This window comes from Microvirga puerhi, from assembly GCF_020089865.1.
GTDB classification, from domain to species: Bacteria; Pseudomonadota; Alphaproteobacteria; order Rhizobiales; family Beijerinckiaceae; genus Microvirga; species Microvirga puerhi.
This window is the reverse complement of sequence record NZ_JAIRBM010000027.1, coordinates 1-26,118: the sequence shown is the minus strand read 5'-3', so window position 1 is coordinate 26,118 and position 26,118 is coordinate 1. Positions and strand designations below refer to the sequence as shown.

Annotated in this window: 21 protein-coding genes and 3 pseudogenes; 10 read left to right on the top strand and 14 right to left on the bottom strand. The window is 58.9% G+C overall.

The features are described 5' to 3' along the window. Positions 1-53 precede the first annotated feature (53 nt). The 3 genes from K9B37_RS22815 to K9B37_RS22805 all read left to right on the top strand — a co-directional run bounded on the left by K9B37_RS22815 (position 54) and on the right by K9B37_RS22805 (position 4,467). Positions 54-1,364, top strand: a complete 1,311-nt coding sequence (locus K9B37_RS22815; RefSeq protein WP_224315841.1) for an MFS transporter — start codon at positions 54-56, stop codon at positions 1,362-1,364. A 60-nt stretch (positions 1,365-1,424) separates the two neighbouring features. Continuing rightward, positions 1,425-3,458, top strand: coding sequence for an alpha-ketoacid dehydrogenase subunit alpha/beta (locus K9B37_RS22810; protein ID WP_224315840.1), 2,034 nt, complete (start codon positions 1,425-1,427; stop codon positions 3,456-3,458). Between the two features lie 496 nt (positions 3,459-3,954). Beyond that, the gene (locus K9B37_RS22805) at positions 3,955-4,467 is read left to right on the top strand and encodes a DUF2293 domain-containing protein (protein ID WP_224315839.1); all 513 of its coding nucleotides are present in this window, start codon (positions 3,955-3,957) and stop codon (positions 4,465-4,467) included. A gap of 111 nt (positions 4,468-4,578) precedes the next feature. Here K9B37_RS22805 and K9B37_RS22800 read toward each other — a convergent pair. The 12 genes and pseudogenes from K9B37_RS22800 to K9B37_RS22745 form a co-directional block, all read right to left on the bottom strand. Next, positions 4,579-4,773, bottom strand: a pseudogene (locus tag K9B37_RS22800) (DDE-type integrase/transposase/recombinase); the annotation flags it as partial. Between the two features lie 30 nt (positions 4,774-4,803). Further along, the gene (locus K9B37_RS22795) at positions 4,804-5,151 is read right to left on the bottom strand and encodes a DUF3572 domain-containing protein (RefSeq protein WP_224315838.1); all 348 of its coding nucleotides are present in this window, start codon (positions 5,149-5,151) and stop codon (positions 4,804-4,806) included. A 424-nt stretch (positions 5,152-5,575) separates the two neighbouring features. Further along, positions 5,576-6,124 carry an RES family NAD+ phosphorylase gene (locus K9B37_RS22790; RefSeq protein WP_369414410.1) on the bottom strand — a complete coding sequence of 183 codons (549 nt, stop codon included), beginning with the start codon at positions 6,122-6,124 and terminating at the stop codon, positions 5,576-5,578. Between the two features lie 158 nt (positions 6,125-6,282). Further along, a complete protein-coding gene (locus K9B37_RS22785; protein ID WP_224315836.1) occupies positions 6,283-6,696 on the bottom strand; it encodes an MbcA/ParS/Xre antitoxin family protein in 414 nt (137 codons plus the stop codon). A 387-nt stretch (positions 6,697-7,083) separates the two neighbouring features. Then, positions 7,084-8,063 (bottom strand): annotated as a pseudogene (locus tag K9B37_RS22780) (IS30 family transposase); the annotation flags it as partial. Positions 8,064-8,911: 848 nt separating this feature from the next. Further along, positions 8,912-10,157 (bottom strand): annotated as a pseudogene (locus K9B37_RS22775) (ISNCY family transposase). 195 nt (positions 10,158-10,352) lie between these two features. After that, positions 10,353-10,562 carry a hypothetical protein gene (locus tag K9B37_RS22770; protein WP_224315835.1) on the bottom strand — a complete coding sequence of 70 codons (210 nt, stop codon included), beginning with the start codon at positions 10,560-10,562 and terminating at the stop codon, positions 10,353-10,355. Between the two features lie 233 nt (positions 10,563-10,795). Then, a complete protein-coding gene (locus K9B37_RS22765) occupies positions 10,796-11,710 on the bottom strand; it encodes an SMP-30/gluconolactonase/LRE family protein (RefSeq protein WP_224315834.1) in 915 nt (304 codons plus the stop codon). 45 nt (positions 11,711-11,755) lie between these two features. Then, entirely contained in the window at positions 11,756-12,808 is a 1,053-nt protein-coding gene (locus K9B37_RS22760; protein WP_224315833.1) for an NAD(P)-dependent oxidoreductase, read from the bottom strand. A gap of 8 nt (positions 12,809-12,816) precedes the next feature. Then, positions 12,817-13,518, bottom strand: coding sequence for an ABC transporter ATP-binding protein (locus K9B37_RS22755; protein ID WP_224315832.1), 702 nt, complete (start codon positions 13,516-13,518; stop codon positions 12,817-12,819). Further along, the gene (locus tag K9B37_RS22750; protein ID WP_224315831.1) at positions 13,511-14,266 is read right to left on the bottom strand and encodes an ABC transporter ATP-binding protein; all 756 of its coding nucleotides are present in this window, start codon (positions 14,264-14,266) and stop codon (positions 13,511-13,513) included. The genes K9B37_RS22755 and K9B37_RS22750 overlap by 8 nt, the downstream gene beginning before the upstream one ends. Before the next feature lie 15 nt (positions 14,267-14,281). Beyond that, the gene (locus K9B37_RS22745; protein WP_224315872.1) at positions 14,282-16,216 is read right to left on the bottom strand and encodes an ABC transporter permease; all 1,935 of its coding nucleotides are present in this window, start codon (positions 16,214-16,216) and stop codon (positions 14,282-14,284) included. 222 nt (positions 16,217-16,438) lie between these two features. On the opposite strand from K9B37_RS22745, the gene K9B37_RS22740 reads away from it, so the two are divergent. From K9B37_RS22740 to K9B37_RS22730, 3 genes are all read left to right on the top strand, one after another. Beyond that, positions 16,439-16,765 (top strand): DUF1330 domain-containing protein, encoded by a 327-nt coding sequence (locus K9B37_RS22740; RefSeq protein ID WP_224315830.1) that lies wholly within the window; start codon positions 16,439-16,441, stop codon positions 16,763-16,765. A gap of 49 nt (positions 16,766-16,814) precedes the next feature. Then, positions 16,815-18,065, top strand: coding sequence for an ABC transporter substrate-binding protein (locus tag K9B37_RS22735; protein ID WP_224315829.1), 1,251 nt, complete (start codon positions 16,815-16,817; stop codon positions 18,063-18,065). A 136-nt stretch (positions 18,066-18,201) separates the two neighbouring features. Continuing rightward, positions 18,202-18,777 (top strand): gamma carbonic anhydrase family protein, encoded by a 576-nt coding sequence (locus K9B37_RS22730; RefSeq protein ID WP_224315828.1) that lies wholly within the window; start codon positions 18,202-18,204, stop codon positions 18,775-18,777. A 137-nt stretch (positions 18,778-18,914) separates the two neighbouring features. On the opposite strand, the gene K9B37_RS22725 is transcribed toward K9B37_RS22730, so the two are convergent. Next, entirely contained in the window at positions 18,915-19,373 is a 459-nt protein-coding gene (locus K9B37_RS22725; RefSeq protein WP_224315827.1) for a nuclear transport factor 2 family protein, read from the bottom strand. Then, positions 19,370-20,278: an NAD-dependent epimerase/dehydratase family protein gene (locus K9B37_RS22720; protein WP_224315826.1), complete on the bottom strand. Its 909-nt coding sequence runs from the start codon at positions 20,276-20,278 to the stop codon at positions 19,370-19,372. Before K9B37_RS22720 ends, K9B37_RS22725 begins: the two co-directional genes overlap by 4 nt. A gap of 326 nt (positions 20,279-20,604) precedes the next feature. On the opposite strand from K9B37_RS22720, the gene K9B37_RS22715 reads away from it, so the two are divergent. The 4 genes from K9B37_RS22715 to K9B37_RS25010 form a co-directional block, all read left to right on the top strand. Next, on the top strand, positions 20,605-21,693 hold the full coding sequence (locus K9B37_RS22715) for an ABC transporter substrate-binding protein (protein WP_224315825.1): 1,089 nt from the start codon (positions 20,605-20,607) through the stop codon (positions 21,691-21,693). Positions 21,694-21,759: 66 nt separating this feature from the next. Then, a complete protein-coding gene (locus K9B37_RS22710; protein ID WP_224315824.1) occupies positions 21,760-22,920 on the top strand; it encodes an ABC transporter ATP-binding protein in 1,161 nt (386 codons plus the stop codon). Continuing rightward, positions 22,917-24,653, top strand: a complete 1,737-nt coding sequence (locus K9B37_RS22705; RefSeq protein ID WP_224315823.1) for an ABC transporter permease — start codon at positions 22,917-22,919, stop codon at positions 24,651-24,653. The genes K9B37_RS22710 and K9B37_RS22705 overlap by 4 nt, the downstream gene beginning before the upstream one ends. Before the next feature lie 30 nt (positions 24,654-24,683). Continuing rightward, positions 24,684-26,118 (top strand): phenylacetate--CoA ligase family protein (locus tag K9B37_RS25010; protein ID WP_224315822.1); only part of this gene is annotated, 1,435 nt, incomplete at its 3' end.

The following is a 26,118-nucleotide window of genomic DNA, read 5'->3' as shown; positions in this document are numbered from 1 at the left end:
GCATACGAGGAAACGCGAACCGGTGCCATCGGCATCGGACAGGGAGGAAACCCATGGATACATCCGTCGAACGGCGGACGATGCGGAAGCTCACGGTCCGGCTCGTCTATTTCGCAGCAGTCCTGTTCTTCTTCAACTACATCGACCGCGTGAACATCGGGTTCGCGGCTCTCCAGATGAACCAGGACCTCGGGTTCACGGCAACGGTTTATGGCTTCGGGGCGGGCGTCTTTTTCCTGAGCTACGCCCTGTTCGAGGTGCCGAGCAACCTCATCCTTCACCGCGTGGGCCCGCGACTCTGGCTCGCCCGCATCATGATCACCTGGGGCATCATCTCGGCCTGCTTCGCGCTGATCACGACGGAGACTACATTTTACATCCTCCGCTTCCTGCTCGGTCTCGCGGAGGCGGGCTTCGTCCCGGGCATCGTCCTGTACTTCACGTACTGGATTCCCGAGAAGTATCGCGGGAAGATGTTCGCGGGGTTCTTCGGAGCCGCACTGCTGTCATCGATCATCGGTGCGCCACTTTCCGGCTGGATCCTGTCGTCCTTCTCGGGCGTGTCCGGCCTCTCGGGCTGGCAGTGGATGTTCATCATCGAGGGCGTGCCGTCGGTCATCCTCGGCATCGTGATCCTTCTCATCCTCGTCGATCGTCCCGAGGACGCCAAGTGGCTCGCAGACGATGAGCGCAAGTGGCTTCTCTCCCGCCTCGAGGAGGACCGGAAGGCCTCGCCCGCAACGGCCCACGGCACGGTCATGGATTTCCTGAGGGATCGCCGCGTGCTCGCGCTCACGGCGATCTACTTCTTCTATGCCGTGAGCGTCTACGGAGTGACGTTCTGGCTGCCGCTGATCATCAAGAGCTTCGGAGGACTGTCCACGATCGAGATCGGCTTCCTGACGTCGATCCCGTATCTCTGCGCCTTTATCTTCATGCAGTTCGTCGCGCAGAATTCGGACAGGACGGGCGAAAGGAAGTGGCACGTGGCGCTCTGCGCGCTGCTCGGCTCGGCAGGCCTCGTGATGAGCGCCCTTGCCGGATCGCCGACGATGGCCTTCATCTGCCTGTGCATCGCCGCGATGGGCATCTGGGGCCAGAACGGCGTCTTCTGGACCCTCCCGACATCCTATCTCAAGGGGACGGCGGCGGCGGGCGGCATCGCCTTCATCAACTCTGTGGCCCAGTTCGGCGGATTCCTCGGGCCATACGCCGTCGGATGGGTGAAGGACACGACTGGGAGCTTCACGGTTCCTCTGATCATCCTCGGCTGCTCGTCCCTCATGGTGACGATCATCGCATCCAACATGCGGCTCAACGCGGGCGTAAGACCGGCCGGGATGCCGGATCGCAAACTGGCCTGACAACGCGACAGGGGCGGGTCAGCAACCCGCCCCTTCCATTTCCCAGATCGGAGAAGACCGTTGACCCTCCACGCGCCCATCCGTCCGGCTATGACAGGGCCGAGCGCAAATTTCGGTGCTGCGCCCGAAACGATGCTCGAACTCTTCCGTGGCATGGTCCGGATCCGCCTCTTCGAGGAGAGGGCAACCGAGCTGTTCAAGGCCGGCGTCATCAAGGGCACGGCGCACAGCTACGCTGGAGAGGAGGCCATTGCGGCCGGCACATGCCAGCATCTCGGTCGGGACGACTTCATCGGGAGCTATCATCGCGGACACGGTCACTGCATCGCCAAGGGCGCCAGCCTCGATCGGATGATGGCCGAATTGATGGGCAAGGAGACCGGCTATTGCGGCGGTCTGGGCGGCTCGATGCACATCGCCGATCTCGACCTCAACATCCTCGGAGCGAACGGGATCGTGGGGGCCACGATGCCGCTGGGGACCGGGGCGGCGCTCGCGGCGAAACTGACCGGCAGCGCTCAGGTATCGATCGCCTTCTTCGGCGACGGGGCCGCCAACCAAGGTGTCTTCCACGAATCCGTGAACCTCGCGGCGGTATGGAAGCTGCCGATGGTCTTCGTCTGCGAGAACAACCAATACGCCCTGAACACGCCGTTCAGGCGGACGACCTCGGTCGACCAGATCGCGATGCGTGCCGGGGGCTACGGCATCCCGGGGACCGTCATCGACGGGAACGATGCGGTCGAGGTCTACCGTGTCGTCGGCGACGCGATCGAGCGCGCGAGGGCCGGGGAGGGCCCGAGCATCGTCGAGGCCATGACCTGGCGCTGGGGTCCGCACAGCATGCGCGCCAATTTGAGGGAACCGCGCACCGATGAGGAAATGAAGGCCTGGATGGCGCGGGATCCCCTGATCCGGCTCGAGGAGCGGATGCGCATGGAAGCCGGGATTCCGGCGGCTACGATAGCGTCCATCAGGGAGGAAGTGGCCGAGGAGATCGCGGCTGCGGTTGCCTTTGCCGCGGGAAGTCCGGAACCGGACCCGCAAATTCTGTCGAGGGCCGTCTACGTGCCGCATTGGCCACATCCCGAGCCGAGATCCCAAGGCGCGCGTGAACTGACGTTTCCCGAAGCCCTCAACGAGGCCATTCGCCAGGAGATGGAGCGGGATCCCGCCGTGTTCATGATGGGCGAGGACATCGCCGAAACCGGCGGCATCTTCCAAGTGACGAAGGGACTCGTCGAACGGTTCGGACACGATCGCATCCGCGACACGCCCATATCGGAATCGACCTTCTGCGGGGCGGGCGTCGGAGCGGCCATCGCGGGTATGCGCCCGATCGTCGAGGTCCAGATCTTCGACTTCGTGACCCTGATGATGGACATGATCGTCAACCAGGCGGCGAAGTTCCGATTCATGAACGGCGGCCATGCCAGGGTGCCCCTCGTCATCAGGGGGCCGCAAGGTGGCGGCATCCGACTGGCGGCCCAACACAGCCAGAGTCTCGAGGCGTGGTTCTCGCATGTGCCCGGGTTGGTCGTCATCGCGCCCTCCACGCCCTACGACGCCAAGGGATTGCTCACGGCTGCGATCCGTGACGACAATCCCGTGATCTTTCTCGAGCACAAGATGCTCTACCTCGGCAAATCGGGACCGGTTCCAGAGGAGAGTTACGCGATCCCGATCGGGAAGGCAGCGATACGGCGACCGGGGACGGACGTGACGATCATCGCCACGCAGGTGATGGTCTCGAAGGCGCTGTCAGCCGCGGTCGAGCTCGAACGTCAGGGCATCAGCGCGGAGGTCATCGATCCCAGGACGATCCGGCCGCTCGATGTGGACACGATCCTCGATTCCGTCAGGCGGACCAACCGGGCCGTAATCGTCCACGAGGCATGTCTCACGGGGGGATTCGGCGCCGAGGTCGCAGCCCTCATCAACGAGCATGCGTTCGACTGGCTCGATGCTCCCGTGACGCGGGTCGCCTCCTTAGATGTGCCCATGCCGTTCAATGATCGGCTCGAGTCCGCGGTCATCCCCTCCCAGGAAAGGATCGTCGCGGCCGTCTGCGGGCTTTTTGGGAAGGATGTCTGAACTTGGTTATCGGAACGCAATGATGTCCCGCTCTGACGCAGCCTTGCGGTCACTTCGACTATGCGGGCATCGATCGATCGGGCTTCATGGCAATCGTTTGCAAAGACATCCTGGCGTCCCAGGGAACCCGGAACCGACTAAGCTTGCCCGTCCTCGTCCCCAAGTTTGGCAGCCAAGGCCGCCAGTCGCGGCGATCTGGCTCGATCGCCACGATCAAGATCCAGGCCTAGCTCGCTACGGTCATCTTCGTACTCGGCCCTCTAAAGGGCGCACTTGATGTCCTCCCGCTCACACCTAGGCGGCCAAGCTTGTCCGAAACTTATTCAGCAACGCATGCGCGGCGATACTTACTCGGAACATGGCCGCGATCTCCAACGACGGACTTGAGAGCGCAACCTTGGCGAAGGCGTGCCAACGATGATCGCTTCCCTCAATCCGACATGCAGCCTATCAACGACTAAGGCGAAGGCGGTTGCCAGACGAATGTTGAAGGAAAATGGATCACGAGGACAACCATACGAAACGGCGAAAGAAGTATATCGTCGATGACGGAGTGACGGAAGAAATGCTCGATAAATTTGCCGAGCAACTGCGGATTTATCTTCGTGCGATGTATCCCGGATGCCCATCGAATGCACGGCGGAAGATCGTCAGGCGTGCCAGAGATCGGAGCCATTTCGGCCGGCTTTCCGAAAAGGCGAGTTTCTTAACGACCAATTTTGCGCGCCACGCGAGAACCGACTACGAGCGGTTAATGAGACTACACTCGCTCACTCGAGAGGAGGCACGGATCGTTGTCAGTAATGAAGTAATGGACATCGTTGATAAGTGGCGAAAAGGAGCACCGGTTGACCATCCAGGACTCGAGGAAATCCGAGGCCGGTTCCGGAATAAGCGCAAGATCCGTCAATTTGATCAAAATCTTATCGCGGAAGAAAACACCGCTCTCGCTGAATGGATGCGTTGCTGGTTGAACGGGAATGCCGCAACCGAACCAGACATCTTTTGAGGGTTCTGTCTCAAACTCGGTTTTCACGTGCCTATATCGTGGAGTTCGCCCTGACCGGTTGCTTCGGAGACTTAGCGCTGCCGCGATGACCGAAAATGGCGTTGAAAACACCTATGCTTCGAACTGCTCTGCGAGCGTGGGCTGCGGACTTCCGGCCCAGTTCGCCTGTCCTTTCCGCACCATGCGCGCTAGTTTGATGTCGTCCAGGATCCCCTGAGCGAATGCCATCGAATTGAACCCGAGCATCGACCGAACCCGCCGCTTAATAGCGCGATGATCCTATTCGATACGATTGTTGAGATAACGGCGGGCGAGGAGGCCCTTGTAATTCTTGGATCACCTGTACAGGGATCGCCGCGGCAAGGCCAATGCAGTCCGGGCAGGCTTCTCCGAGGGAGGTTTGGTTTCCGGCTCTGGCGTGAGATGAACGGCCGCCATCAGAATAGCAGCCGGCCTGATCCCCAACTCCTGATGAATGGTCTCCAGCAACTCGTCGTCCTTTGACACATAGTCCAGCACACCTAGCAGGAAGAGCGGCGACTTGGCTGAAGCCCTGATTGTCTCGGGCTGCAGACCGGTCACATTAAGGAACTGAATCATCCGGTCGAGATCGGCGACGATGTGGTTCAGGACCTTGATCGCCAGACCCTCAGCATCTTCAGGGCGTTCAGACCCTCGGGCCATGGTCACATTGTCCAATTCAGTCCTACTGCCTCTATTGTCTCTCTGCTCATAGTAGGCGCGCTGTTAACAATCTCGTCACGAAGGGTGCCGATATCGGAAAGCCGTTGGTCACTGACGAGAGCGAACTCGCGCGCAGCTATACGGGAGCGGGTCCAACAGTGACTGAGTTGTGGGAAGAAGCCTTCGCAAGGCCGCAATGGAGGAGGAGATCTAAATCGCGTTGGGGAGAGACGAACTCCAGCGGCACTTATGCAATCCATGATGAGCGGCATGGAACAGGACAGGGGTGCTTATGGGCTATTCGAATGACGCACGCGCTTTTTTTGTGCCCTTGATGTCCTAACAGCCATTCATCATCCACAGGCACGACAATCGCGCCAGTCATCGCGAGGGCAAACGTCTTGGAGCCCGGTTCCCTGGCGCGTCACACAATCCGGTAGACTTGGCCGGTATTGGCATCACGGTAGAGATCAACGGTTGTACCATTCCAGTGATAGTCGAGGTGCCGACCCTGAATGGGGTTTGCGGCGCGGTCTGGATAAAACACGCCGACGCACTCACCATCTGGATAGCGGACGCTTGGATAGACAACCCCATCCGAGCCCGTAGCGCGAAGGCGGAAACCCAATGCTTGGCTGGCCTCGTAATTGTCTGGCAGGAGAAGTCCCCATGAGCCAGCCTGACTTCGCAGATCATGCAATCGCGCACTCACGTCGAGCACGATCTCTCGAAATTGGGACGTCCACCCAGCCGGTTCGTTGGTGCGGGCCATGAACTGTCCATGATGGTGAATTGTTTCGAACAGGGCGACCTCAAAAGAATTGCCCACGTAAAGAACTCCGAATGTACCATCGCTGAATCGATTTGGTCGATCAGTGCTCACGTGGGTGAAAGGTGCCATAAGATAACTCGCCCCAGGACCGGCGATGCGTCGCGTTTCGGGCACTAGATCGAGATTGCCAATAGTCTCCATCAAGCGTGGATTTGTCTTTTGCTCCGCGGAGATGATGAGGGGCCAATCAGCCGGGTCCGCGATGTCTTCGAAGAGATCGATGGGCGGAAAAACACTTCGTATGATCCGAACCGCTCCGCGCCAATCGATCGCGGAGACGGAGATCGCACTGAAATCGATCACCAAGTACCCCGCTCAGCGTCCAGGTAGCGGCGAACGCGCATCAGGTCAGTGAGTTCGCCACCCAGCATCACCTCAAGGGCCGACCTGTTCGCGAATGCGGAATTGGGAGCCTTGATCCAGACGTAACCGCGCTGCGGTTCCCGGAAGATAATCCGTAAAGCTTTATGGATGCCCATCAGGTTGGACAGCCGAGCCTTGCCATCGCGATCAATGCGCCCGATGTCTCCAGCCTTCCATCGCCGATAGGTTCGCACCGGTAAATCGAGCAGGGTAGCCGCCTCTTCATCTGTGAGGCCCCACAGGCTAAACAGATTGACTGTTGCGCGAAACATCGCTGCGGCCTCATCGTCGGTAATCGGCGCGGGCCGGAATTCCCTACGGGCAGTATCAAGGGGCAGTAAGGCAGCCATGGCGATCTCTCCCATATGGCAGTTTATACTCAAATTAATGCCAAATGGCAACATTTCGTTTCTATGCTGCCTTACAATGTGTGATAGGAGTTTACCGATGCAGCTCTACGGCAAGGTCCATACCGAATTGGCGACAGAGCGCGCTAGGGAAGCTCCCGGTACTCTCGGCGGTACAGATTGTGAGTAGATCTAGGCTTTCCGCTCGGACCAGGATCGCCCAACTCCAGCACTATAACTATATGTTATAACTGTCAGAACTTATTAGGCAAGTCTCTGCTTGGCCCCGTTAGAGATGTCACCAGTATAGTCATTGTCGTATGGCGCCAACGGTGTTCTCATAACCCCGCACAGCTGGTCAGGATTGCACAGCCCCGGCAGCCCTGGATCCAGAGAGCTCATCAGGACCTCTTGCGGCGTGCGATAGCCCAGGCATTTGCGCGGGGTCGCATTGAGCCGGCCACAGATCTCAAGCAGCGCCTCCTCGGGCAACGCGGCAATGTCCGTGTCCCGCGACAGGAACCGCCGCACCCGGCCATGGGCGTTCTCGACCGAGCCTTTCTGCCAGGGCGCCTGCGGCTTGCAGAAGTAGCTGTCCATGCCGAGCTGCTGCTTCAGCAGCGGGTAAAAGGCGAACTCCGTGCCGCGATCAGACGTGATCGATGGCCGGGCCGTCGCCGGCAAAACTTGCAGCTTCTCGATTACGCCGGTCATGACGCCGGTCGAGTGGCGATCCGGGTTGCGGATCAGGATCGTGTAGCGGCTCTGGCGCTCCACCAGCGAGGTCAGGTTGTGTTTGCCCAGCTCCTGCCAGAACGCCATGAGGTCACCTTCCCAGTGGCCAAAACTGCTGCGGGATGCAATCTCCGGCGGGCGCCTCTCGATCGTATGCGCGGCTGGAATCGAGAACCCGCCCGGCTTGCGCTGGAAACGGGCCCGCCGCCGCCGCCGCGCCATCGGCAGATGCCGAAACGGACCAAGATGCTGCCCCTGAGCGCTGTAGACGAACTGGTAGATCGTCTCCGGCGACAGGCGCTCGGCTGCGTATCTCCGACGCATCCGACCGGCGATCTGTTCTGGCGACCAAGCCGCCTTGAGGCGGTCGATCACATAGACGGCCAGAGCAGGTTTGCGAGAGAGCTTGCTCTGGCGCTGCCGCCGGGCCAGGGCCTGCATATCGGCAGCCACATGGAAATAGCAGCGATACACCGGCTCCTCATCGTGAAACCAGTTCCGCTTGATCTCGCGGTAGATGGTCGAACGATGCCGCTGCAGGCCTCGGCGATCACACCGACGGGAATCTTGGCTGCGTGCAGGCGGGCAATCTCGCGTCGTTCAGCCAGGCGCAGATGGGCGTAGGGTAGGGTCATTCAGCCTCCGGGTGCAATCCCTTTGTTTGCAACGGAATTCGCACTTCAGAATAGAATCCACCCAGTTACAGATGCTGCCAACGCAAGTTAGAGATGTCCCGGTTTGTGCCAAATAGACATGTCAGTGGCAGAGGGCGCGACGGGTCGGCTTTGGCCGGCCCGGCTGGTCAGGGTTGCAGGGGCGGCCTAAGCCGACTTCCAGCCTAACACGACACGCTCAAGGTGACGGGCCAGCGCGTTGATCAGCCTGCATTCGTTGAACTAGAGTATTTCTTGCTGACGTGTGGCCGGCTCGCTGTCGAAACTAGTGGTGAACGTTGGAAGAGTGACGCGTTGAGGCAGGCTCACAAAGGCCTAAGCCAGACCAGAGTGGATCCTAACCCGATGAGCCGAGCAATACGTTTTGTTATTATCCCAATGCTCGGAATCCCCTTAGCTTGCTGTGCAATTAATCCGATTAATACCATAGTGAGTACTAGTTCTGATGGAACAGAATTGGATAGATTGATTACAAATTACTATGAGAATTCAGAAGAGATCATTGCGGAACGGATAAGCTATGCACTTAATAGGTCAAACTCATCTGACTTCATAAAAACAAATAGGCTGACGTGTGCCCAAGAGGGCAATGGATGTAAGAAAACCGTCTGCATAAAATATATCTCCGCGTATAAGTGGAAAAGTATCATTCTCGCAAAATACGATATCAACATTAGCCATGCAAAAGTGACTGTGAAGCGAGGCGAGACACGTATTGATGAGCAGTTCACGAATTCGAAGCAACCAGTTGCATTAGAGATTGTTAGAGCTCCTGCCTGTAGCCATCTCATCTAACCTACTGCTGAGAGTTAGTTGAGCTTGAACATGTGGCGCTCGGCTTGGCCGCGCCGGCGCGGAGCCTTGTTGCTGCGTGTCTCCGTTCGCTCGCGCTGCCGCTCTGCAATGAAGGCCGGCACTTCCCCGAGCCGCTTGTTCTCGACAATGGCGGCTTGGTCGACCTGCTGGCGACGGTCGAAGATCTTGTAAGGGAGCGCGATACCGCGGTGCTTGATGGCAAAGCGTCCGTCCGGATAGTCATAGACGGTGACGCGCTGGCGTGCGAGGGGCCGTGTGATCGCATTGGGCTCGAGAATGAACAGCACCTTGTCGTATTGGAGCGTCAGGTTGTAGGTGAGCGTGCGTTGCTCCTTCCAGGCAAATGCCTCGTCGAGATCGTCGTGTGGCGCCAGAGGCCGGTGCAGATCCCGGCTGTCGAAGGGAGGCTGCGCAAAGCGGGCGTTGAAGTCCTCGGTGAATCCTGGCGCGAAGGCATTGGCCGCCTCAATCGTCGAGATCCCGGCAAGCCGCAGTTCCTTGACCAGGCGATCTTGCAGCGTCTGGTTGGCGCGTTCGACGCGGCCTTTGGCCTGAGAGCTGTTGGCGCAGAGGATGTCGATGTTCAGCTCGTGCAGGGCCCGGCCGAACTGGGTCATGCCGTCACCGCCCTTGGCATCGCTCCTGTTGACGCGGAAGATCGCGTGCTTGTCGGAGTAGAACGCCACCGGCTTGCCATGCCGCTCCAGGTAACCGCGCGTTGCCTGGAAATAGTCGAACGTCGACTCGGAATGGGCAAAGCGCAGATGCATCAGGCGGCTGGTCGCATCGTCGATGAACACCAAAAGCGTGCAGCGTGGGCCACGATTCTCGAACCAGTGGTGATCGGACCCGTCGATCTGCACGAGTTCGCCGACGCACTCGCGACGATTGCGGGGCTTGGTGCACTGGCTTGGTCTCCCGACCGACGAACAGGCCATGGCGCTGAGCCAGCTTCTCGGCTGCGAAGGTCGGGCCGAAATCGGCATAATGCTCCCGGACCAGGGCCACGGCGGTGAGCTGAACCGACGGATGAATGCGCCGGTTGCTGATCCGTCCGCGCTTGCGCGAGGCCAGACCGGCCGCGCCATCCTGGAGAAAGCGGCGGCGCAGCCGCCAGACCTGGCGCTCCGTCAGATGGAGTCGGGCGGCGGCTTGCGCCGGGGTGAGGTGGTCCTCGACCAGATCCATCACCACCCGCAGCCGATACAGTTCCGTGTGGCTCATGCTGATCACGGTCATGGCCCTGGTCCTCCCATATCCAGGGAGGGGGAACTGGAACTGACATCTCTAAATGGCAGGGCACTGACATTTGTATATGGCAGTTACAGATGTATTTCGCATAACATAGGTTATGGAACCGGTGTAGCCCCTCCGAAGATAATCCGGCCAAACTTCTTGTTAGGAATCAGACAATCAAACTGAACCACATCCCAATCACGTGGCTAAGTCCGTGACGCCATTTGACCGCCCCAAGGTGTCCTTCGCGTCAGGACCGAGATCGCTGATAGCCCACATTAGCTGTGACATCTCATCAATCAGTTCCTCTGCCCGTTGAGGGCTAATCGCGACATCAACAATTTGAGATAGGACCTGAGCGATGTCGCCGATATCCATCGCATTTGATTTGCGCTCGGCGGTGGGCATAGGTAGGTCGCTCCTCAAAATATGAACATTGCCCCGGATCTTCCATGGCGCATCGGCAGTCTCTGCCTAGCGTGATCCCAGTGGCGATATGCGCCAGAGATGCCCAGCACTTTGCCAAACGCCGACAGGTGAAATTGCTCAACAGCATCGTCCCGCGTTGAATTATGCGCTCTATTCGGCTCAAGCCGTCATACACGAGCCCGGTGTAGTTACGGTGGCTATTCTCCAAAGCGCTAATAATTCAGCCGCAGGCCCGCTCTAGGCCAATCGATAGCAACAAGGCGGCCGCAATTGGCAAGGGTTACAAAGGCTGTCTTCAGATCCTCGCCCCCGAAGCAGATATTCGTCGTGTAGGCATCCGGGAGAGAAATGTGCTCCACCTTGCTTCCATCTGGTGAGACGACCGTGATTCCGCCCGTGATGAGTGTGGCGACGCAGATGTTACCCTCGCTGTCGATAGCAAGCGAGTCGAACCATTGATAGCCTGGTAGGCCCACGATCAATTCCCCACCATGGGGTGACGGCCAGGGCTTCCTGACGATCTGTCCAGGACCGGTAATCTCGAAGGACCAGAGACGGGCCGTATGGGTTTCCGCAACGATCAGCCTTGTCTGATCTGGAGACAGGGCGATGCCGTTCGGAACGAGCATCGGAAAGATCACCTCCCGACATTCCGATCCGTCGGACTTGGCGTAGTAGACACTCCCCCGATCAGCGTCACGCTGTCGGGTCTTGCCCGAATCGGTGAACCAGAATCCCCCAAATCTGTCGAAAACGATGTCGTTCGGACTTCTGATCGGACCCGCCTCCGTCCGATCATACAAGACCTCCACCTGACCGGTCCTGAGATCGACTCGCTCGATCCGTCCCGACCGATACGAGGGAGCCTGCCCAGCAGGCCGGATCCCATGCTCGTCTCTATAGAACTGCACGCCACCATTGTTGCAGACATAACAATGGCCATCGGGTCCCAGCGCCGCGCCATTTGGACCACCCCCGAGATGCGCCACCGGCGTGACCGTCCCATCCTGCGCAACATGGGTCAAGGACTGACGTTCCATCTCGACCACGAGACACGACCCGTCGGGGAGCGCGACCGGTCCCTCGGGAAAGCGCAGCCCTCTCGCTACTTCACGGAACTCAGTCATTGTCGAAGGATCCTTGATGCTTGTTGGAGATCATCGTGCGAAGCATTAGTCTGTTCCGCCGTCGTCATCGGATGCCAAAGCGCTCCAGCGCTCAAGGACATCGCCATAAGATGTTTCGTCGTGTCCCCGGATCAGCGCTCTGAGAAGGGGCGTCGAGGCTCCTGCCCTATCGGCGAGCGTCAGAGCATGGTGGAGATCCTTGCGGGTCACGTCGACGACAGATCTCGTCGCGGCGAGATCTGCGCTGTTCCAGCGAAATAGCCCTTTCCGGGCAGGCCAGTTCTTAGTTCCGTTGTTCCGCCCTGAACTCCGCTCCATGACATCTGCCAGCCGTTGCAGATCCATACCGAGGAGCTGCGCAATGCGCATGGTCTCGGCGAAGAGGAAAAGATTAGCGACACCCACGAGGTTGTTAAGAATCTTTGTCCTCTGCCCGTTTCCTAAGTCGCCGCACTCGAACGTGACGGAAGCGAGCTGATCGAGGACAGGGCGCGCCTCGTCAATGTCAGCTGGATCTCCGGAGACCATGATAGACAGAGTGCCGTCGCGCGCCTTAAGGGAGCCTCCGCTGACCGGAGCATCGATCGTGCGGGCATTTCTCCGTGCGGCTTCTGCAGCGATCTCGATAACCGTCTCTGGAAGAACCGTGCTCATAATCAGGAGGATCGGATCCGCCGACGCATCGAGAGAGGGAACGAGGCCCGACGGACCCGTCGCCGCGCTCCTCAGCTGGGCGTCGTTCGCGACCATGAAGATAACGATTCCGGCGTCTGCGCAGTCGCTAGGCGAGGCTGTCGTGGGACAGCCAAGTGCGGAAAAGTGATCCCGGACTGCTTGCGATGGATCGCACACGATCAAATCCCGGCCACATTCTATCAACCGCTCCGCCATCGGACGACCGATGCTTCCTGCGCCGATAAATGCGATCCTGCCTGTCTTGTCCTCGGCGGATCGTGTAGAATCAGAGATTCGCACCGGCGAAGAGCTTCCCTCATCGTACGATGCGCCGATCGAATGGGAGAGCGTCGAATCGATCCCAGCAGCGGCCTCTGCTTTCGGGTACGATACTCTGGGATCAGCTTCTCTGCGAGACGTCATTCTTCCCCTCACACGGCGAGATAAAGGTGCTTTACGTCTGGACGGGAATCGAATTCATCCCATGACCCGGAAAACACAATGCGCCCATTTTCGATGATGTAGACACGCTGCGTGCAGAAGCGGGCGAACCAGATATTCTGCTCACTGAGGAGCAGGCCAATATTGAACTCGTCACAGAGCCGGACGAGCGACGCGGCCAATTGCCTGACGATGACCGGGGCGAGTCCCTCGGTAGGCTCGTCAAGGAGAAGACATCTCGGACGTGGCATGACCCCGCGGGCGACCGCGACCATCTGCTGCTGTCCGCCACTCAACTGGCTGCCATATCGGGCCGTTAGTGGCTTGAGCATCGGAAACGTGTCGAGAACCTGCTCTATATCGAGGCCCGTTCTCTTTCCCGCCGCAGTAAGCGCGATCAGGAGGTTATCCCTGACCGTCAGGTGCGGGAAGCTCCGTCGGTCCTCCGGGACGAGCGAAAGCCCGCTGCGGGCCCGCTGAAACGAGGGCTCATCGGCAAGGTCCGCGCCGTCGAGGCAAATTCTACCGTAAATGCGAGGTCCCGCATTCAGAATGCTCTTCATCAGTGTCGTCTTGCCGGAACCGTTGCGCCCAAGAACGGAGACTCGATCGCTCGTGTCGACCGTCAGATCGACACCATGAAGAATATGGCTGTCGCCATAGAAGGCATTCAGCCCCGCCACCTCAAGCATCGCCGATTTCCTCCCCGAGATAGATATCTCGCACGGCGGCATTTTCGCGAATCTCGCTCAGCGTTCCGACCGCAATGGTTTCTCCGTAGTTCATCACCATGATCCGGTCCGACAGCTGGGACACAACATCCATATCGTGTTCCGTCAGCATGATGGTGAGGCAATCCTCATCCTTCACGTGCAGGATTATGTCGATGGTCGCATTGCGGTCGCTAGGCGACATGCCCGCCGTAGGCTCATCCATCATCAGGATCTTCGGCTTCAGCGCCAGGGTGATGCCGAGTTCCAGACGCTTGCGGTCACCATGCGAGAGAAAGCGGGCGGGAACGTCCAGTTTGTTCGCGAGAGAGATCCTGCGTGCGACTTCGACTGCTTCATCCTTGATCCTGCCGGTTGGGCGCAGCTGCCGTAGGGGCCCCCGTTCGATCTGCCGCGCTCTCGCCTCAAGCGCAATGACGATGTTTTCCAGAACACTGTTGCTTGGCAGGACTCGTGCGACCTGAAATGTCCTACCGAATCCCCGATGCACCCGCGCGCTAGCGGACAGGCGCGTGATGTCCTCTCCCTTGAAGGTCACCGTTCCGGAATTGGCGGGAATCTCGCCCGTCAGCACCTTGAATAGGGTTGTTTTCCCCGCGCCGTTTGGGCCGATAACGGTAAAAGTCTCCTGCTCCGCGACGTTCAGAGATATGCCCTTCAGGACCGAGATGGCACCATAGTTCTTATAGATGTTCGTGCACTCAATCATGGATAGCCCTGCCCACTAGCCGATCCGAGTCAATTCGTTGACGGTGCTCCGTTTATGCAATGCACCGACGTGTTTCATTCGTCCGAACCGCGAACCTAGACCGAGCACCCCCCCAGGCGCTGCAAGCACAATGAGCAGAAGAATGCCCCCGCTAACGACTTCGGACAGCCCCGCAAGGGTGCGCGTCGCATAGTTGATGCCCGAGAAGATCGCCGATCCCACGATCGGGCCCCAGAAGAAGCCCGATCCGCCAAGTAGCGTATTCAGCATGGGCTGCGTGGAATGCAGATAGCTTGCAGCTTCAGGGGTGACGATCTGAGCCCAGGGTGCCTGCAGGCCACCGGCAAGCGCCGCAATGGCGCCGGAGATCACGAAGGCGGTCAACCGATAGCGCCTGACGTTGATGCCAAGAAATTCTGCGCGAATTGGGTCCTGCCGCAGCGCGACCAGAACACGGCCCTTGGGCCCCACCGTGAAACTCCACAGTGCAAGCGCGACGACCGAACAGGCCGCCAGCAAAAACCAAAAATACGCGCGCTCCGAGCCGAGATCGAAGACGATAAGACCCAGATCGATCCGCGGCCGTGGGATACCGGACAGACCGTCGTCGCTGCCAAGAGCTGGCGAATAGTTGATGGCTCTTCTGAGGATCTCTCCGAGAGATAGGGTGAGAATACCCAGCGCGATGCCACTCGTGCGTCGAATGGCGATGAACCCGACAAAAAAGGCTGTGAGTGCTCCAAGGACCAACGAGCTCGAGAGGAGTACCAGAAATGGAATCCCCGTTTCCTGACGCAGGAGAAATCCCACGAAATAAGCCCCCAGCGCGAAGAAGGCCGCGTGGCCGAAGGTCGTGAGGCCGGCATAGCCGAACAACAAGTTCCAGGAGAGCGCTAACACTGCTTCGACCATGGCGAAGCCTATGATGAACAGAAATCCGGCATTAGCCCAGAACGGCATGCTTGCAAGGACGCTAACGGCAAGGACGGTCGCCACGACGCTGCCTAATAGTGCCTTCGGTGGCGTTGTGGCTGGAACGTCCTCCGTTTCGGCGAGGCTCCCCGCTTGCCCGGCTGTATCCGCTCCCGGCTGAGGGAAAAGCCCGTATGGGCGCCACAGAAGAAAGCCGATCAGGATGATGTAAACCAAAATACCAGGGATGTCAGGCAGGACCAGAAAGTTCGCGCCCTCGGTCAGTCCAAGCATGATGGCTCCGACGAAGGCGCCCCGGATGTTTCCCAAGCCACCGATGATCACCACGATGAAGGATTGCAGGAGATAGGATTCGAACAGCAATGGAGAAAGGCTCTGGTTCGGCAGAAGAAGCCCGCCGGCCATGCCAACACAGAAGAAGGCCGCTATCACCACGAGCGCGTAGATCCGCGATGTATTGATGCCGACGAGGTTGGCCATCCACGGGTCGTGCGCGATGGCTCTCACGACCTTTCCTACCGAAGACCGGTGGACCACGATCTCCAGGACGAGGAATGTCAGCACACCCAGACCGATGATGAACAAGGAATACGATGGTGCAAAAAACCTGCCATACATCACTGCCCCCGCGAGGGCATCAGGAGCGCTGACGGAATGATAGTTAACACCCCAGATGATCTTGGTGACTCCATTGCAGATCATCAGAAGAGCAAAGGTCGCGATCAGGGAATAGGCCTCGCCAATATTCCGCAATCTCTGAAAGACGCTGGCATTGAGGAGAAGTCCGAGCGCGGCAAGCACCAGTCCCGAAAGAATGGCCGCGACCACCAGCTTCCACGTACTGTCCGGATCAGTTCCTATGATCGAATAGGCGACATAGGCCCCAATCATAAAGAAACTGCCGTGGGCGATGTTCAGAATCTTCAGCATCCCGAAGATGAGCGTTATTCCTGCCGCCACCAGGAAGATTGACATCCCGACCGTCAGCCCATTGAACAACGCAAATCCGATTTGCATTCCCACGCGTTTCCTCCGCAACAAGCACTTGATTAAGTTTCACCGCGGTTGCTTCTAGTTGCAGCATGTCAACCTACGCGTCATCGTTCCGGTCAATCTATTTCGCGCATGCTCACTGATATACGTCTTAGTCTGTTCGGACGATTACATCCTTACAAGTTGATCTCTGAATAGTTGTTATGGAGCGAATTCGACGAAACCGGTACGGCACAGGAGGGTATATTGGCCGCCTATCTCATCTTCGAGATCTCGATCAACGATCGCGAGCAGTATGACGGCTACCGCTCAGCGGCCAGACCTATTCTCGATCGGCATGGCGGACGCTTCATGGTTCGCAGCGTTGCGGGTCAGGAGGGGTGCCTTGAGACCCTTGAGGGCGGCTGGATGCCGGAACGGTTCTTCGTCGTGGAGTTTCCCTCATGGGATCAGGCTCGTGCCTTCTATTATTCAGACGAGTATCAGGATTCGGTCAGTGCCCGCTTCGCCTCATCTGTCAGTAAGGCCATTCTGGTCGATGGCATGCCGTGGACCTATGAGCGAGAAGAGTGACGCGCCATTCGGATGAATCGAACGAGAAGCAAAATTTGGGAGGATCACGATGTCACATGGTATCAGCAGAAGAGGTTTGATAATCGGCTCCGCCACGGCGCTCGGCAGTCTGTCCCTTGGTCGTCACGTTTTCGCTCAGGATGCCGGTCCGATCCGGATCGGCTTGCTCGCTCCCCTCACGGGATTTGCGCCTGACCTCGGGCGCGATGTCAAGGTCGGTGCAGAAATTGCCGTCGAGCAATTGAACAAGGCCGGCGGCGTGATGGGCCGCCCGATCGAGCTCATCGTGCGCGACGATAAGATCAACCCGAATGAAACCGTCGCTGCCATGCGAGAGCTATCCGGCCTCGGCGTGAAGCTATTCACTGGCGGAGTCTTCACAGCGACCGCACTGGCAGCCTTCGGGGTCCTACAGTCGATCGACGGTCTTTTCATGACGCTGCACGCGAACGGAGACTCGCTTACGCACGAGAATTTCAACCCGCTGGGCTTTCGTCTCAACGAGAATGCTGCCATCCGCGGTCGAGCTGCCGGACGTCTCGCGGCGCAGAAATATCCAGAGATACGGCATTGGAGTGGGATTACCACGGACAACGAGGCGGGAGCCTCGCAGTGGCGAGCCTTCGCGGCGGGCATTAGGCGCCATTATCCCACAATCACGGGCAAGGAGCCAATTATTACCGATGCCATCAAGGTCAAGGTGGGCGCCAATGACTTCAAGAACGAAATCGCACAGATCATGGCAAGCCCCATCGAGGGGCTAATGTTGTCGTTCCCCGATCCTGCTACCTTGGTTCAACAAGCCCGGCCCTTCGGATGGGATAGTAAGATCAAGGTCTTTATGGACATGGGCAACGATGTGGTGTTGGCCAACGCTCTAGGCAAGCGCACGCCGCCGAACTTCTGGACGTGCTCGGATTGGTACTATGGCGCCTATGTCGATAGGTTTCCAGCCGCCAAGCACCTCTATGACGATTATGTCACCCGCACGGGCGACGACAGGCCAAGCGGCTACGTGGGAATCTCCCACGCCGCTATCGACGTCTATGTTCAGGCGATTGCCAAAGCGGGCGAAGTATCGACCAAGGCCATTGCTAAGGTCTTGGAGGAAAACACCTTCGACACGGTTGGCGGGAAGCGATCGTTCCGCTCAGATCATCAGGCCACGGGCGATTCCAACTTCTATAACTTCGTGACGTCGGACACCGACCGGCGAGGCTGGTCCGTCGCTCAATTCGTGGCAGAAGACAACTCCTCCGTCGCGCTGCCTCCCACGCCAGGCGTCAAACTCGCAGAGTAGATGCAGGTACCGTTCCGTCCTCTCGACGCGCCGCAGCCGATATGCAGCGCGAATACGTGACGGCCAGGATTTCGATGGATGAAATGGGGATCGGCTCGAACGGCCGTCATGAATCCAATTTATTAAGGACATCGTGATGGGGTTGATCGTGCACTTCGGGGGCTTCGCGCCACGCATCGCTGAGGATGCGTTTATCGCTCCCAACGCCACCATCGTCGGAGATGTGGAAATCGGCGCTGGCAGCTCGATCTGGTACGGTGTCGTCCTGCGCGGAGACTTCAACCGGATTCATATCGGTACGGGCTCGAACATCCAGGACAACTCCGTTGTCCATGTGGGCGATCCTCCGATGGATACGTTCATTGGTAACGACGTGCTCATCGGTCATATGGCCATGATCCATGGATGCCGCATCGAATCGGGATCCTTTGTCGGTATGCAGGCCATGATCCTCGACGGCGCTGTTGTTGAAAGCGGCGCCTTTGTAGCAGCTGGCAGCTTCGTCACGCCCGGCAAGCGCGTCAAGTCGGGAGAGTTGTGGGCAGGAAGACCTGCGCGACGCGTCCGCGCTCTCACAGAGAAGGAGGAGACGATGATTCGACGCGGCCCGGCGCGCTATGCCGATCTCGCTCGAATGTTCAGAAAGAACATGTCCTCGGACACTCAATCCATTCGATCGCGCAGCGAGACGGACACATCGTGGGGCGTATAGCCGACGTCGATCAGGATCGATAGACCGATCATCCAGCCCAACGGGCAGTCCGGCATCTGCCCACATCCAGTGATCAGTGCGACCTTGCTGGACAATTCCAGTGGTAACACGTGACCGATGCCCGCAACTCGGATCCCTTAGCCCTGCGGCGCGAAAGACGCTGCCGCTTCCATGGGAAACGTGCGAGTACCGAGAACGATGAGCTTTCGCTGTGATAGACGCCATTGCCCCATCTCGCGAGCGAACTGATCCAGATAGCGTATCGTCATCTCATAACAGAGAAGATCATCGACCTCGCCACGCCAGAAATGCCGCGCGATGCAGTACGTGATAGCCCGCGTCCCCTCCCCTGCAGGATGGACAACCTGATTGTGAACGGCATGGAAGGTTTCTGCATAGCGCTCTCGAAGCAAATTCGGCACGGTGACCAGAGAGGCATGCCCCTTGAACAGGCCCCGCGGGGATTCCAGCACCCCGTCTTGCGTGAACTGAGCCGCGAACAGATCGCCGTCCCCGATGTCCGCTGCCAGGGCATAACGTTCAGCGACACCGCGCAGAGCGACCCCGAGGAGGAGTTCTTCCGATAGCTCGCTCATGTCTCACCGAATAGGGTTACGATCTCATTCACGGCCCGCCTCAAATCCCCCCGCGTATAGCCGAGGAGAGCCGTCTCGGTCGGATCAGGCTCATAAGCAAGAACCCGGCCACGGCCCGGAATAATGAAGGCATCTGGCAGCAAGGGGTGCTCCTGATCCCGCTCTTGCAGGTGGCGGGAGCCGCCGGCCGCATCGAAAATCATCTGGAAGAAATCGCGGAAGGAGAGATTGACGTCGCCAATTAGGTAGGCCCTACCCGATTCTGCAAATCGCAACGCGCCCCAGATCGCCTCGCAAAGGGAACGTACGGACATATAGTTCGTGCCCCCGATTGGAGCATAATCAGGAATCTCAGGGAGCCGTCCTTTCGCCCATGCCGTCAGAGTTTCATAGCGCTTGGCCGGAACTCCAGGCATGACGCCCACGATTGAGGGAGGATTGAGTGTCGAGACATTGAAATCCGGGGTCGCCAGCGCACGCGCCCCCTCGTCGGCAAGGTGCCGCGCGCGAACATAGGCGCTCTCCCCGATCAGGTGCGGCATCACCTGATGGTAATAGCTGCCGAGCTGCACGACGCGCCGGACACCGGCGCGTCTCGCCAGTGAGACGAATTGCGGAACGCCCTCGATTTGGGTTCGGCTCCAGAATTCCTGCTCGTCCATCCCCTTTGGCAGATGCCTGATATCGTTGCCCGCTGCGAAGAGAACGGCATCGAAGGACGCCAAGTCGCTCTCGGAGAAAGTGCCCTGCGTGTAATCACCGAGGAGGACCGGATATTTCGCCATGGGTACCATGGGCGGCGGCGGCCTGCGAGCCGCAATCGTGACAGAATTTCCTTGTGCGGCGAGAAAATCCGCAGCATGGCCACCGATCATCCCTGTTCCGCCGACGATCAGGATCCTCATACGCGACCTCCTGGGAAGCATGTTTCTACAGCATTACGGATGGCATCGCTTGCCTGTGCATCGTCCGGATCGAGTAGACGAATGGGAGATTGGGAACTGCCCTCCGACCCTGATCGACTATTGTCCAATGATCCTGCAGGATCATTGGATAAGCGGTCTCGTCCATATGAGGTATGCTCGATTGCGCGATGGGCCTTAGCTTCCCCGCCTCTGTTAAGATTCATCGCGAACCGGCCGAAAGAGCCGGAAGCATAGACCACGAAAAACCGGGGGCGACTTCGCCAATTTGCTCCCATCTTACAATCGGTCCGCTCTGGGAGGAATTCATGGCTCGACGGCTCAGCGCCTTTTTTGCAACTGTGTTTACGGCATGCGTAATTGGGCCGGTCTCGGCGCAACCAACGCCACCGACATTTGAATCTGTTCTTGAGGCAGCGAAGAAGGAAAATGGTCTTGTCGTCCGCCTGAGCAGCCCCGGTCGCCCCCAGGCCATCGCCGCGCTTACGGAAGCTTTCAACAAGCGCTTCGGCCTATCGGTAAAGCCCGATTGGGCTCCCGCCAACGCGCCGGCTACCAATACTCGTGTAATCACGGAGGCAGGAAGCGGACGTGGATCGATCGACATTATCGGCCTCGGCAGCGCCGAGGACGTGTCGAGCATGGTTTCCCGCAATCTTGTCATTTCCTATCCCTGGGCGGAGGTCTTCGGGAAGCAGCTTCCCGGCATTCAGCGCGCCGTCGATGCCGTTCTTCCTGAGTTGAGGGGACAGGCACTCCCAGTGCTCGATGCGGTTTATGGTCTCGCCTGGAATCCCGCGCTCATCGAAGAGTCTAGCCTGCCGAAGACGACAGCGGATCTTCTCGATCCGAAATGGCAGGGCAAGATGGCGATTAATTCGGCCTTCCTGAATCCACTGCCTTCCATGGCCTATGTGGTCGGTCCGGAAGCGATGCAGGATTACGCCTCGAAGCTCCTGCGCAACAAACCGGTTCTCGAGCAAGGGACGCCGGCCGTGAGTCGCGCGATCTCAGTTGGTCAGGTGCCATTCGGGGTGACAACCTATCATGCTGCCCTGCGAACCATGCAAAATGGCGAGCCACAGAAATTCCGCCTGTTTGACGACTACGTCTTCGTGTTCGAAGGCTATGCCTACGTGCCAGAGAATGCGCCTAACAAGAATACGGCACGGCTGTTCCTGGCATGGCTCACGACGGAGGGCGTCGCGGTTGCAAATCAGCATGAAGCGCTTCCGCTCATCAGCGATCCTACATCCGATATCGCCAAACTGATTGCAGCGCAAATCGCTCGCACCCAAGCCAAGATGGCGACGCCGACTTCTCTGGAGCAAATCAAGTCCACGGAACAGCTCCGGCAGACGATCTCGAAGATGATATCGGGTCAGATCGCCAACTGAGCTTTATTCACTCGATCCGGAACTCGCGTGTGTCGGACAATGCGCATTACCTGAGAAAGTGGAGTGATGCTGAAGGTCAGCCATCTGGAACGAACGTATCCGGCCCAGCCGGGAGGCGCAGCCGTTCAAGCGTTGAAGTCCGTGTCCTTGTCCGTCGAGCAGGGAGATATCTTCTCCCTGCTCGGTCCCAGCGGTTGCGGCAAGACGACGATGCTGCAATGCATCGCGGGTCTTGAGACCCCCGACGCAGGTCGCATCGTCATCGGAGGAGAGACGGTCTACTCCCGCGACGAGCGCATTCATCTCCCCGCCAACGAACGGGGGCTTGGCATGGTGTTCCAGTCCTACGCGATCTGGCCTCATATGAGTGTTGCCGAGAACGTGGCCTTTCCGCTGCTTCAACGCGGGCGCAACCCTGGCCGCGAGCAGATTGCCAGACGCGTAGACGATGCCCTCGCGATGGTAGAGCTTGCAGGCTATGGTAACCGGTCCGCGACACAGCTGTCTGGAGGACAGCAGCAGCGTATCGCGCTCGCCCGCGCACTCGTTCACAAGCCGCGCCTTCTCCTCCTCGACGAACCTCTCAGCAACCTCGACGCCAAGCTTCGTGACACCATGCGCATCGAGTTGCGTCGTCTGATCAAATCTATCGGCATCACGGCCATTTTCGTGACGCATGATCAGGTCGAAGCCATGGGCATGTCCGACAGGGTCGCTCTCATGCGGGCCGGAAAGGTCATCCAGGTCGGCACATCAAAGGAAATCTACCTCAATCCGCACTCGGCTTTCGCCGCCGACTTCATGGGCAGCGGTAATCTTGTCGCGTGCACGATCTCGGACGTGGACAACGATCGAGCCGTGACGACGACGCCATTCGGACAGATCCAAGCCAAGGTCGCCGCAGGCTTGAGGGCTGGAGACGATGCCATCCTCGTGATTAGGCCGAATGCACCGATCATCCATACGCAGCCGGTGGATGCCCAGGGGGATCTAGCTCAGATTCCCGGAAACGTTTCTTCGGTCACGTTCCTTGGAGAAAAGATCGAGGTGAGGGTCTGCTTGTCGGGGGGATACGACTTTGTCGTGACGATGAACACCTTCGAAGCACCAGTGGAAGGACAGAAGGTCTATCTCACCCTACCCGCCGAGCGTTGCATTGTCGTTCATAAGGACCATCCGGTTTCGTCCGCGGCACGCAGCGTAGACCTCGAAGGCTTGGCAGCATGATGGCGGATGTTTCGGCAGAACAGCCTTCCGGAACGGCCCGCTGGACGTTCCTCGCCAGCCCAAGTCTGATCAAAATCGCTCTGCTCGTCGTCGTCGCGATCCTCGTTCTCGGACCGGTGATCGTCCTGCTTCGCGCCAGCCTGGCGCCTCAGGATGTTCTTCCGTTCGAAACCTCCGCTTTCACCTTCGCCAATTTTCGGCAGATCTTCGCAGGCAACGATACCTTCACGCTTTTGACGACGACGATCGCCTATGCGGGCGGAAGCGTACTGCTCGGAGTCGGGGCAGCTGCTCTCGTCGCGTGGCTGACGGAGCGTACGGACATGCCGGGCGCAACCGTCATCCGAGTCTTCCTATTCTCGTGGATGGCCGTTCCTCCACTTGTGATCGGCTTTGGATGGGTCCTCCTGATTAATCCCGGCAACGGAGCTCTCAACGTCCTTGCACGAGCGGCATTAGGCCTCACGAGCCCACTCTTCACAATCTATTCGTTCTGGTCGCTGATCATCATCACTGCGTTCAGCGTGTTCCCCACTGCCTATGTCATGCTCGGCGGCCTTTTCTCCAACATGGATCCTCAGCTCGAAAGCGCGGGGCACGTCCATGGCAGCCGGTCCTTCACCGTGATGCGGCGGATCACGCTGCCACTACTGATCCCTGGCATCCTGTCGGTCGGCATCTTTATGGTGATGATTGTCGTACAAGCCTTCGAGATTCCGTTCATCGTCGGCCTTTCGGCTCAGATCCGCGTGCTGAGCACGCGCGTCTATCTTCTAGCCTCGCCTACCACCGGCATTCCGAACTACGGCCTCTCCTCGGCCTTCGGTGTGTGTCTGCTCGGACTCGCGTGTCTTCTCATGTGGGTCTATTTCCGGTGTGTGGGGACCGGCGAGAAATATCGCGTCGTCACCGGGAAAGCCTTCCGCCCGCGACGGCAGAAACTCGGCGTTTGGCGCCTTCCCGTAACATGCATCGTATTCGCATTGTTCGGGGTCATGATCCTGCCTCTACTCATGATTTTCTGGACCAGCTTCACGGCATCCTACCAAGTGCCCAGCCTTGCCGCTCTCGGGAGTCTGTCCTTCGACAATTACAGCCGGGCTCTCGCCTCTCCCTTCGCGCAGCAAGCTATCATCAATACTCTGGTCCTCGTGTTCGCCAGTGCGACCCTGGTCATGTTCCTCGGATCGCTCATCGCCTGGTTCTCAGTGCGGGATCGGGGACTGGCGGCCCGGATTCTCGACGTTCTCGCCTTTGCGCCGACAGCGATCCCGCCGGTCGTCATGGTGATCGCGATCCTGCTGGTCTACATCCGCACGCCGGTCTACGGCACGATCTGGATCCTCGTTCTCTCCAGCGTCACCGTCCAGCTCGCGTTCGCCACGCGCACCATGACGAGCGCCCTGACCCAACTCCACAAAGAACTCGGCGACGCGGCCACCGTCTGTGGCGCGAGCTGGTGGACGTCCTTCAGATGCATCACGCTGCCGCTCCTGCGGGTCCAATTCCTGAGCGGATGGCTCTTCGTGGCAGCGCATACCTCCCGCGACCTGACGATCCCGCTCGTGCTGATGACGAGCAGCAACGTGGTTCTCGCCTCCGCAATCTGGATGATGTGGGATTTTCCCGATCTTCCGGGTGCAGCGGCCATGGCCGTTCTTCTCGTCCTCGGGCTCCTGGTGATCGTCCTGCCGGTGCAGATTCTTGCGACCCGCGGGCGAAGCGGCGCCTGAACCTTTAAAGCGTGCAAAGAAAGACCTTTGGTGGACAACAAGACGATGTCGGGCAGCATTCCTTATTATTGGCAATCCGTTGACTGGAACGCATTCATGGCGGACTATCCGCCACCACCCCATTATGAAGCGACCCACGGGATCCTCTCGTCTGACGCCCTGCGCGCGCTTCAGGGGCATCGGTTCCTGGAACGTGTCAGGGATGCTTGGGCGATTCCATTTTACCGAAAGCGCTGGACGGCGGCCGGCCTCGAGCCGGGCGATGTAACGTCGCTTGAGCATATCGAACGTATCCCGACCTTCAATAGCGACGATCTGCGCACAGCGATCGCCGAGGCGCCACCTTTCGGAAACCATCATCCATTCGGCCGTGAAGGCTTCGGGCAGATGCCACTGAAGCTCCAGACGAGCAGTGGAACCACCGGTCTTCCGCGGACCACACTGTTCGATCCGATCGCCTGGGAAGTACAAGCCGTTCAAATGGCGAGAGCCTTCTACGCGCAGGGAGCTCGGCCCGGCGATATCGTGCAGATCACCTATACGAACTCCCTGGCGAACGCCGCATGGAACGCATACACCGCCCTTCACCACTGGCTCGGCTGTGTGCCTGTGACCTGCGGATCGGGCGTTGTCACATCAACGGAACGGCAGCTGGAATACGCGAAGGCCTGGGGAGTCAACGGGTGGTTCACACGTGGTGAATATCTCGGCCGCATTGCGGAAGTCGCTGCTGCCACGAAATTCGATCTGCACTCCCTTAAGACCAAGTATCTCCATTCCTATCTCGGGCCTGATGTAGAGGGGCATCTGCGCAAAGCCCTCCAGGAGGCCTGGGGAGCGCCGGTCTACGACAATTACGGTACGCATGAGATCGGACTGATCGCTTTCGAGTGCCAGGCCCAGGACAGCAAGCACATCAGCGAAGATACGATCTTTGTGGAAACGGTAGATGTGGACAGCGGCGCCTCACTTCCTCTCGGAAGCCGGGGCAGTTTCGTCGCAACGAGCCTTCACAGGTCTGTGCCGCCGTTCATCCGCTACGATCTGAGGGATGTGCTCATCGTCTCCGAACGTTCAGAATGTCAATGCGGCCTGTGCACGCGCAAGATGTCAACATTCCTCGGGCGCGCAGACGAGATGGTGAAGCTGCGCGGAACGAATGTCTTTCCTCTCGCCTGCCAGAATGCCATCACGAAAGATCCACGGACCACAGGTGACTTCCTATGCGTGGCCTATTACGAAGGTGAGGGACTAGGTCGGCATGAGGAGATGATCGTGCGCGTGGAGCGGCGCTCCCCTGACGTGAACGCCGACACTCTGCAAGGCGATATGGAACGTGCGCTCCACAAGGACCTGGGCGTTCGCGTGAGCGTCGAGATTGCGGAGAACGGCGAGCTAGCGGAATACACGCGCATGGGTCGGGAGGGCAAAGTGAGGCGCCTTCTCGATCTGCGGCAAACCGGTA

What these genes read in the sequence shown, in the direction of transcription:
- K9B37_RS22705 (WP_224315823.1), top strand. Translation starts at nt 22,917, where the DNA reads ATGATGGCGGATGTTTCGGCAGAACAGCCTTCCGGAACGGCCCGCTGG.
- K9B37_RS22730 (WP_224315828.1), top strand. Translation starts at nt 18,202, where the DNA reads ATGGGGTTGATCGTGCACTTCGGGGGCTTCGCGCCACGCATCGCTGAG.
- K9B37_RS22720 (WP_224315826.1), bottom strand. Translation starts at nt 20,278, where the DNA reads ATGAGGATCCTGATCGTCGGCGGAACAGGGATGATCGGTGGCCATGCT.
- K9B37_RS22785 (WP_224315836.1), bottom strand. Translation starts at nt 6,696, where the DNA reads ATGGCTGCCTTACTGCCCCTTGATACTGCCCGTAGGGAATTCCGGCCC.
- K9B37_RS22715 (WP_224315825.1), top strand. Translation starts at nt 20,605, where the DNA reads ATGGCTCGACGGCTCAGCGCCTTTTTTGCAACTGTGTTTACGGCATGC.
- K9B37_RS22750 (WP_224315831.1), bottom strand. Translation starts at nt 14,266, where the DNA reads ATGATTGAGTGCACGAACATCTATAAGAACTATGGTGCCATCTCGGTC.
- K9B37_RS22735 (WP_224315829.1), top strand. Translation starts at nt 16,815, where the DNA reads ATGTCACATGGTATCAGCAGAAGAGGTTTGATAATCGGCTCCGCCACG.
- K9B37_RS22795 (WP_224315838.1), bottom strand. Translation starts at nt 5,151, where the DNA reads ATGGCCCGAGGGTCTGAACGCCCTGAAGATGCTGAGGGTCTGGCGATC.
- K9B37_RS22710 (WP_224315824.1), top strand. Translation starts at nt 21,760, where the DNA reads ATGCTGAAGGTCAGCCATCTGGAACGAACGTATCCGGCCCAGCCGGGA.
- K9B37_RS22760 (WP_224315833.1), bottom strand. Translation starts at nt 12,808, where the DNA reads ATGACGTCTCGCAGAGAAGCTGATCCCAGAGTATCGTACCCGAAAGCA.
- K9B37_RS22755 (WP_224315832.1), bottom strand. Translation starts at nt 13,518, where the DNA reads ATGCTTGAGGTGGCGGGGCTGAATGCCTTCTATGGCGACAGCCATATT.
- K9B37_RS22745 (WP_224315872.1), bottom strand. Translation starts at nt 16,216, where the DNA reads ATGCAAATCGGATTTGCGTTGTTCAATGGGCTGACGGTCGGGATGTCA.
- K9B37_RS22790 (WP_369414410.1), bottom strand. Translation starts at nt 6,124, where the DNA reads ATGGAGACTATTGGCAATCTCGATCTAGTGCCCGAAACGCGACGCATC.
- K9B37_RS22805 (WP_224315839.1), top strand. Translation starts at nt 3,955, where the DNA reads ATGGATCACGAGGACAACCATACGAAACGGCGAAAGAAGTATATCGTC.
- K9B37_RS22765 (WP_224315834.1), bottom strand. Translation starts at nt 11,710, where the DNA reads ATGACTGAGTTCCGTGAAGTAGCGAGAGGGCTGCGCTTTCCCGAGGGA.
- K9B37_RS22770 (WP_224315835.1), bottom strand. Translation starts at nt 10,562, where the DNA reads ATGCCCACCGCCGAGCGCAAATCAAATGCGATGGATATCGGCGACATC.
- K9B37_RS22725 (WP_224315827.1), bottom strand. Translation starts at nt 19,373, where the DNA reads ATGAGCGAGCTATCGGAAGAACTCCTCCTCGGGGTCGCTCTGCGCGGT.
- K9B37_RS22815 (WP_224315841.1), top strand. Translation starts at nt 54, where the DNA reads ATGGATACATCCGTCGAACGGCGGACGATGCGGAAGCTCACGGTCCGG.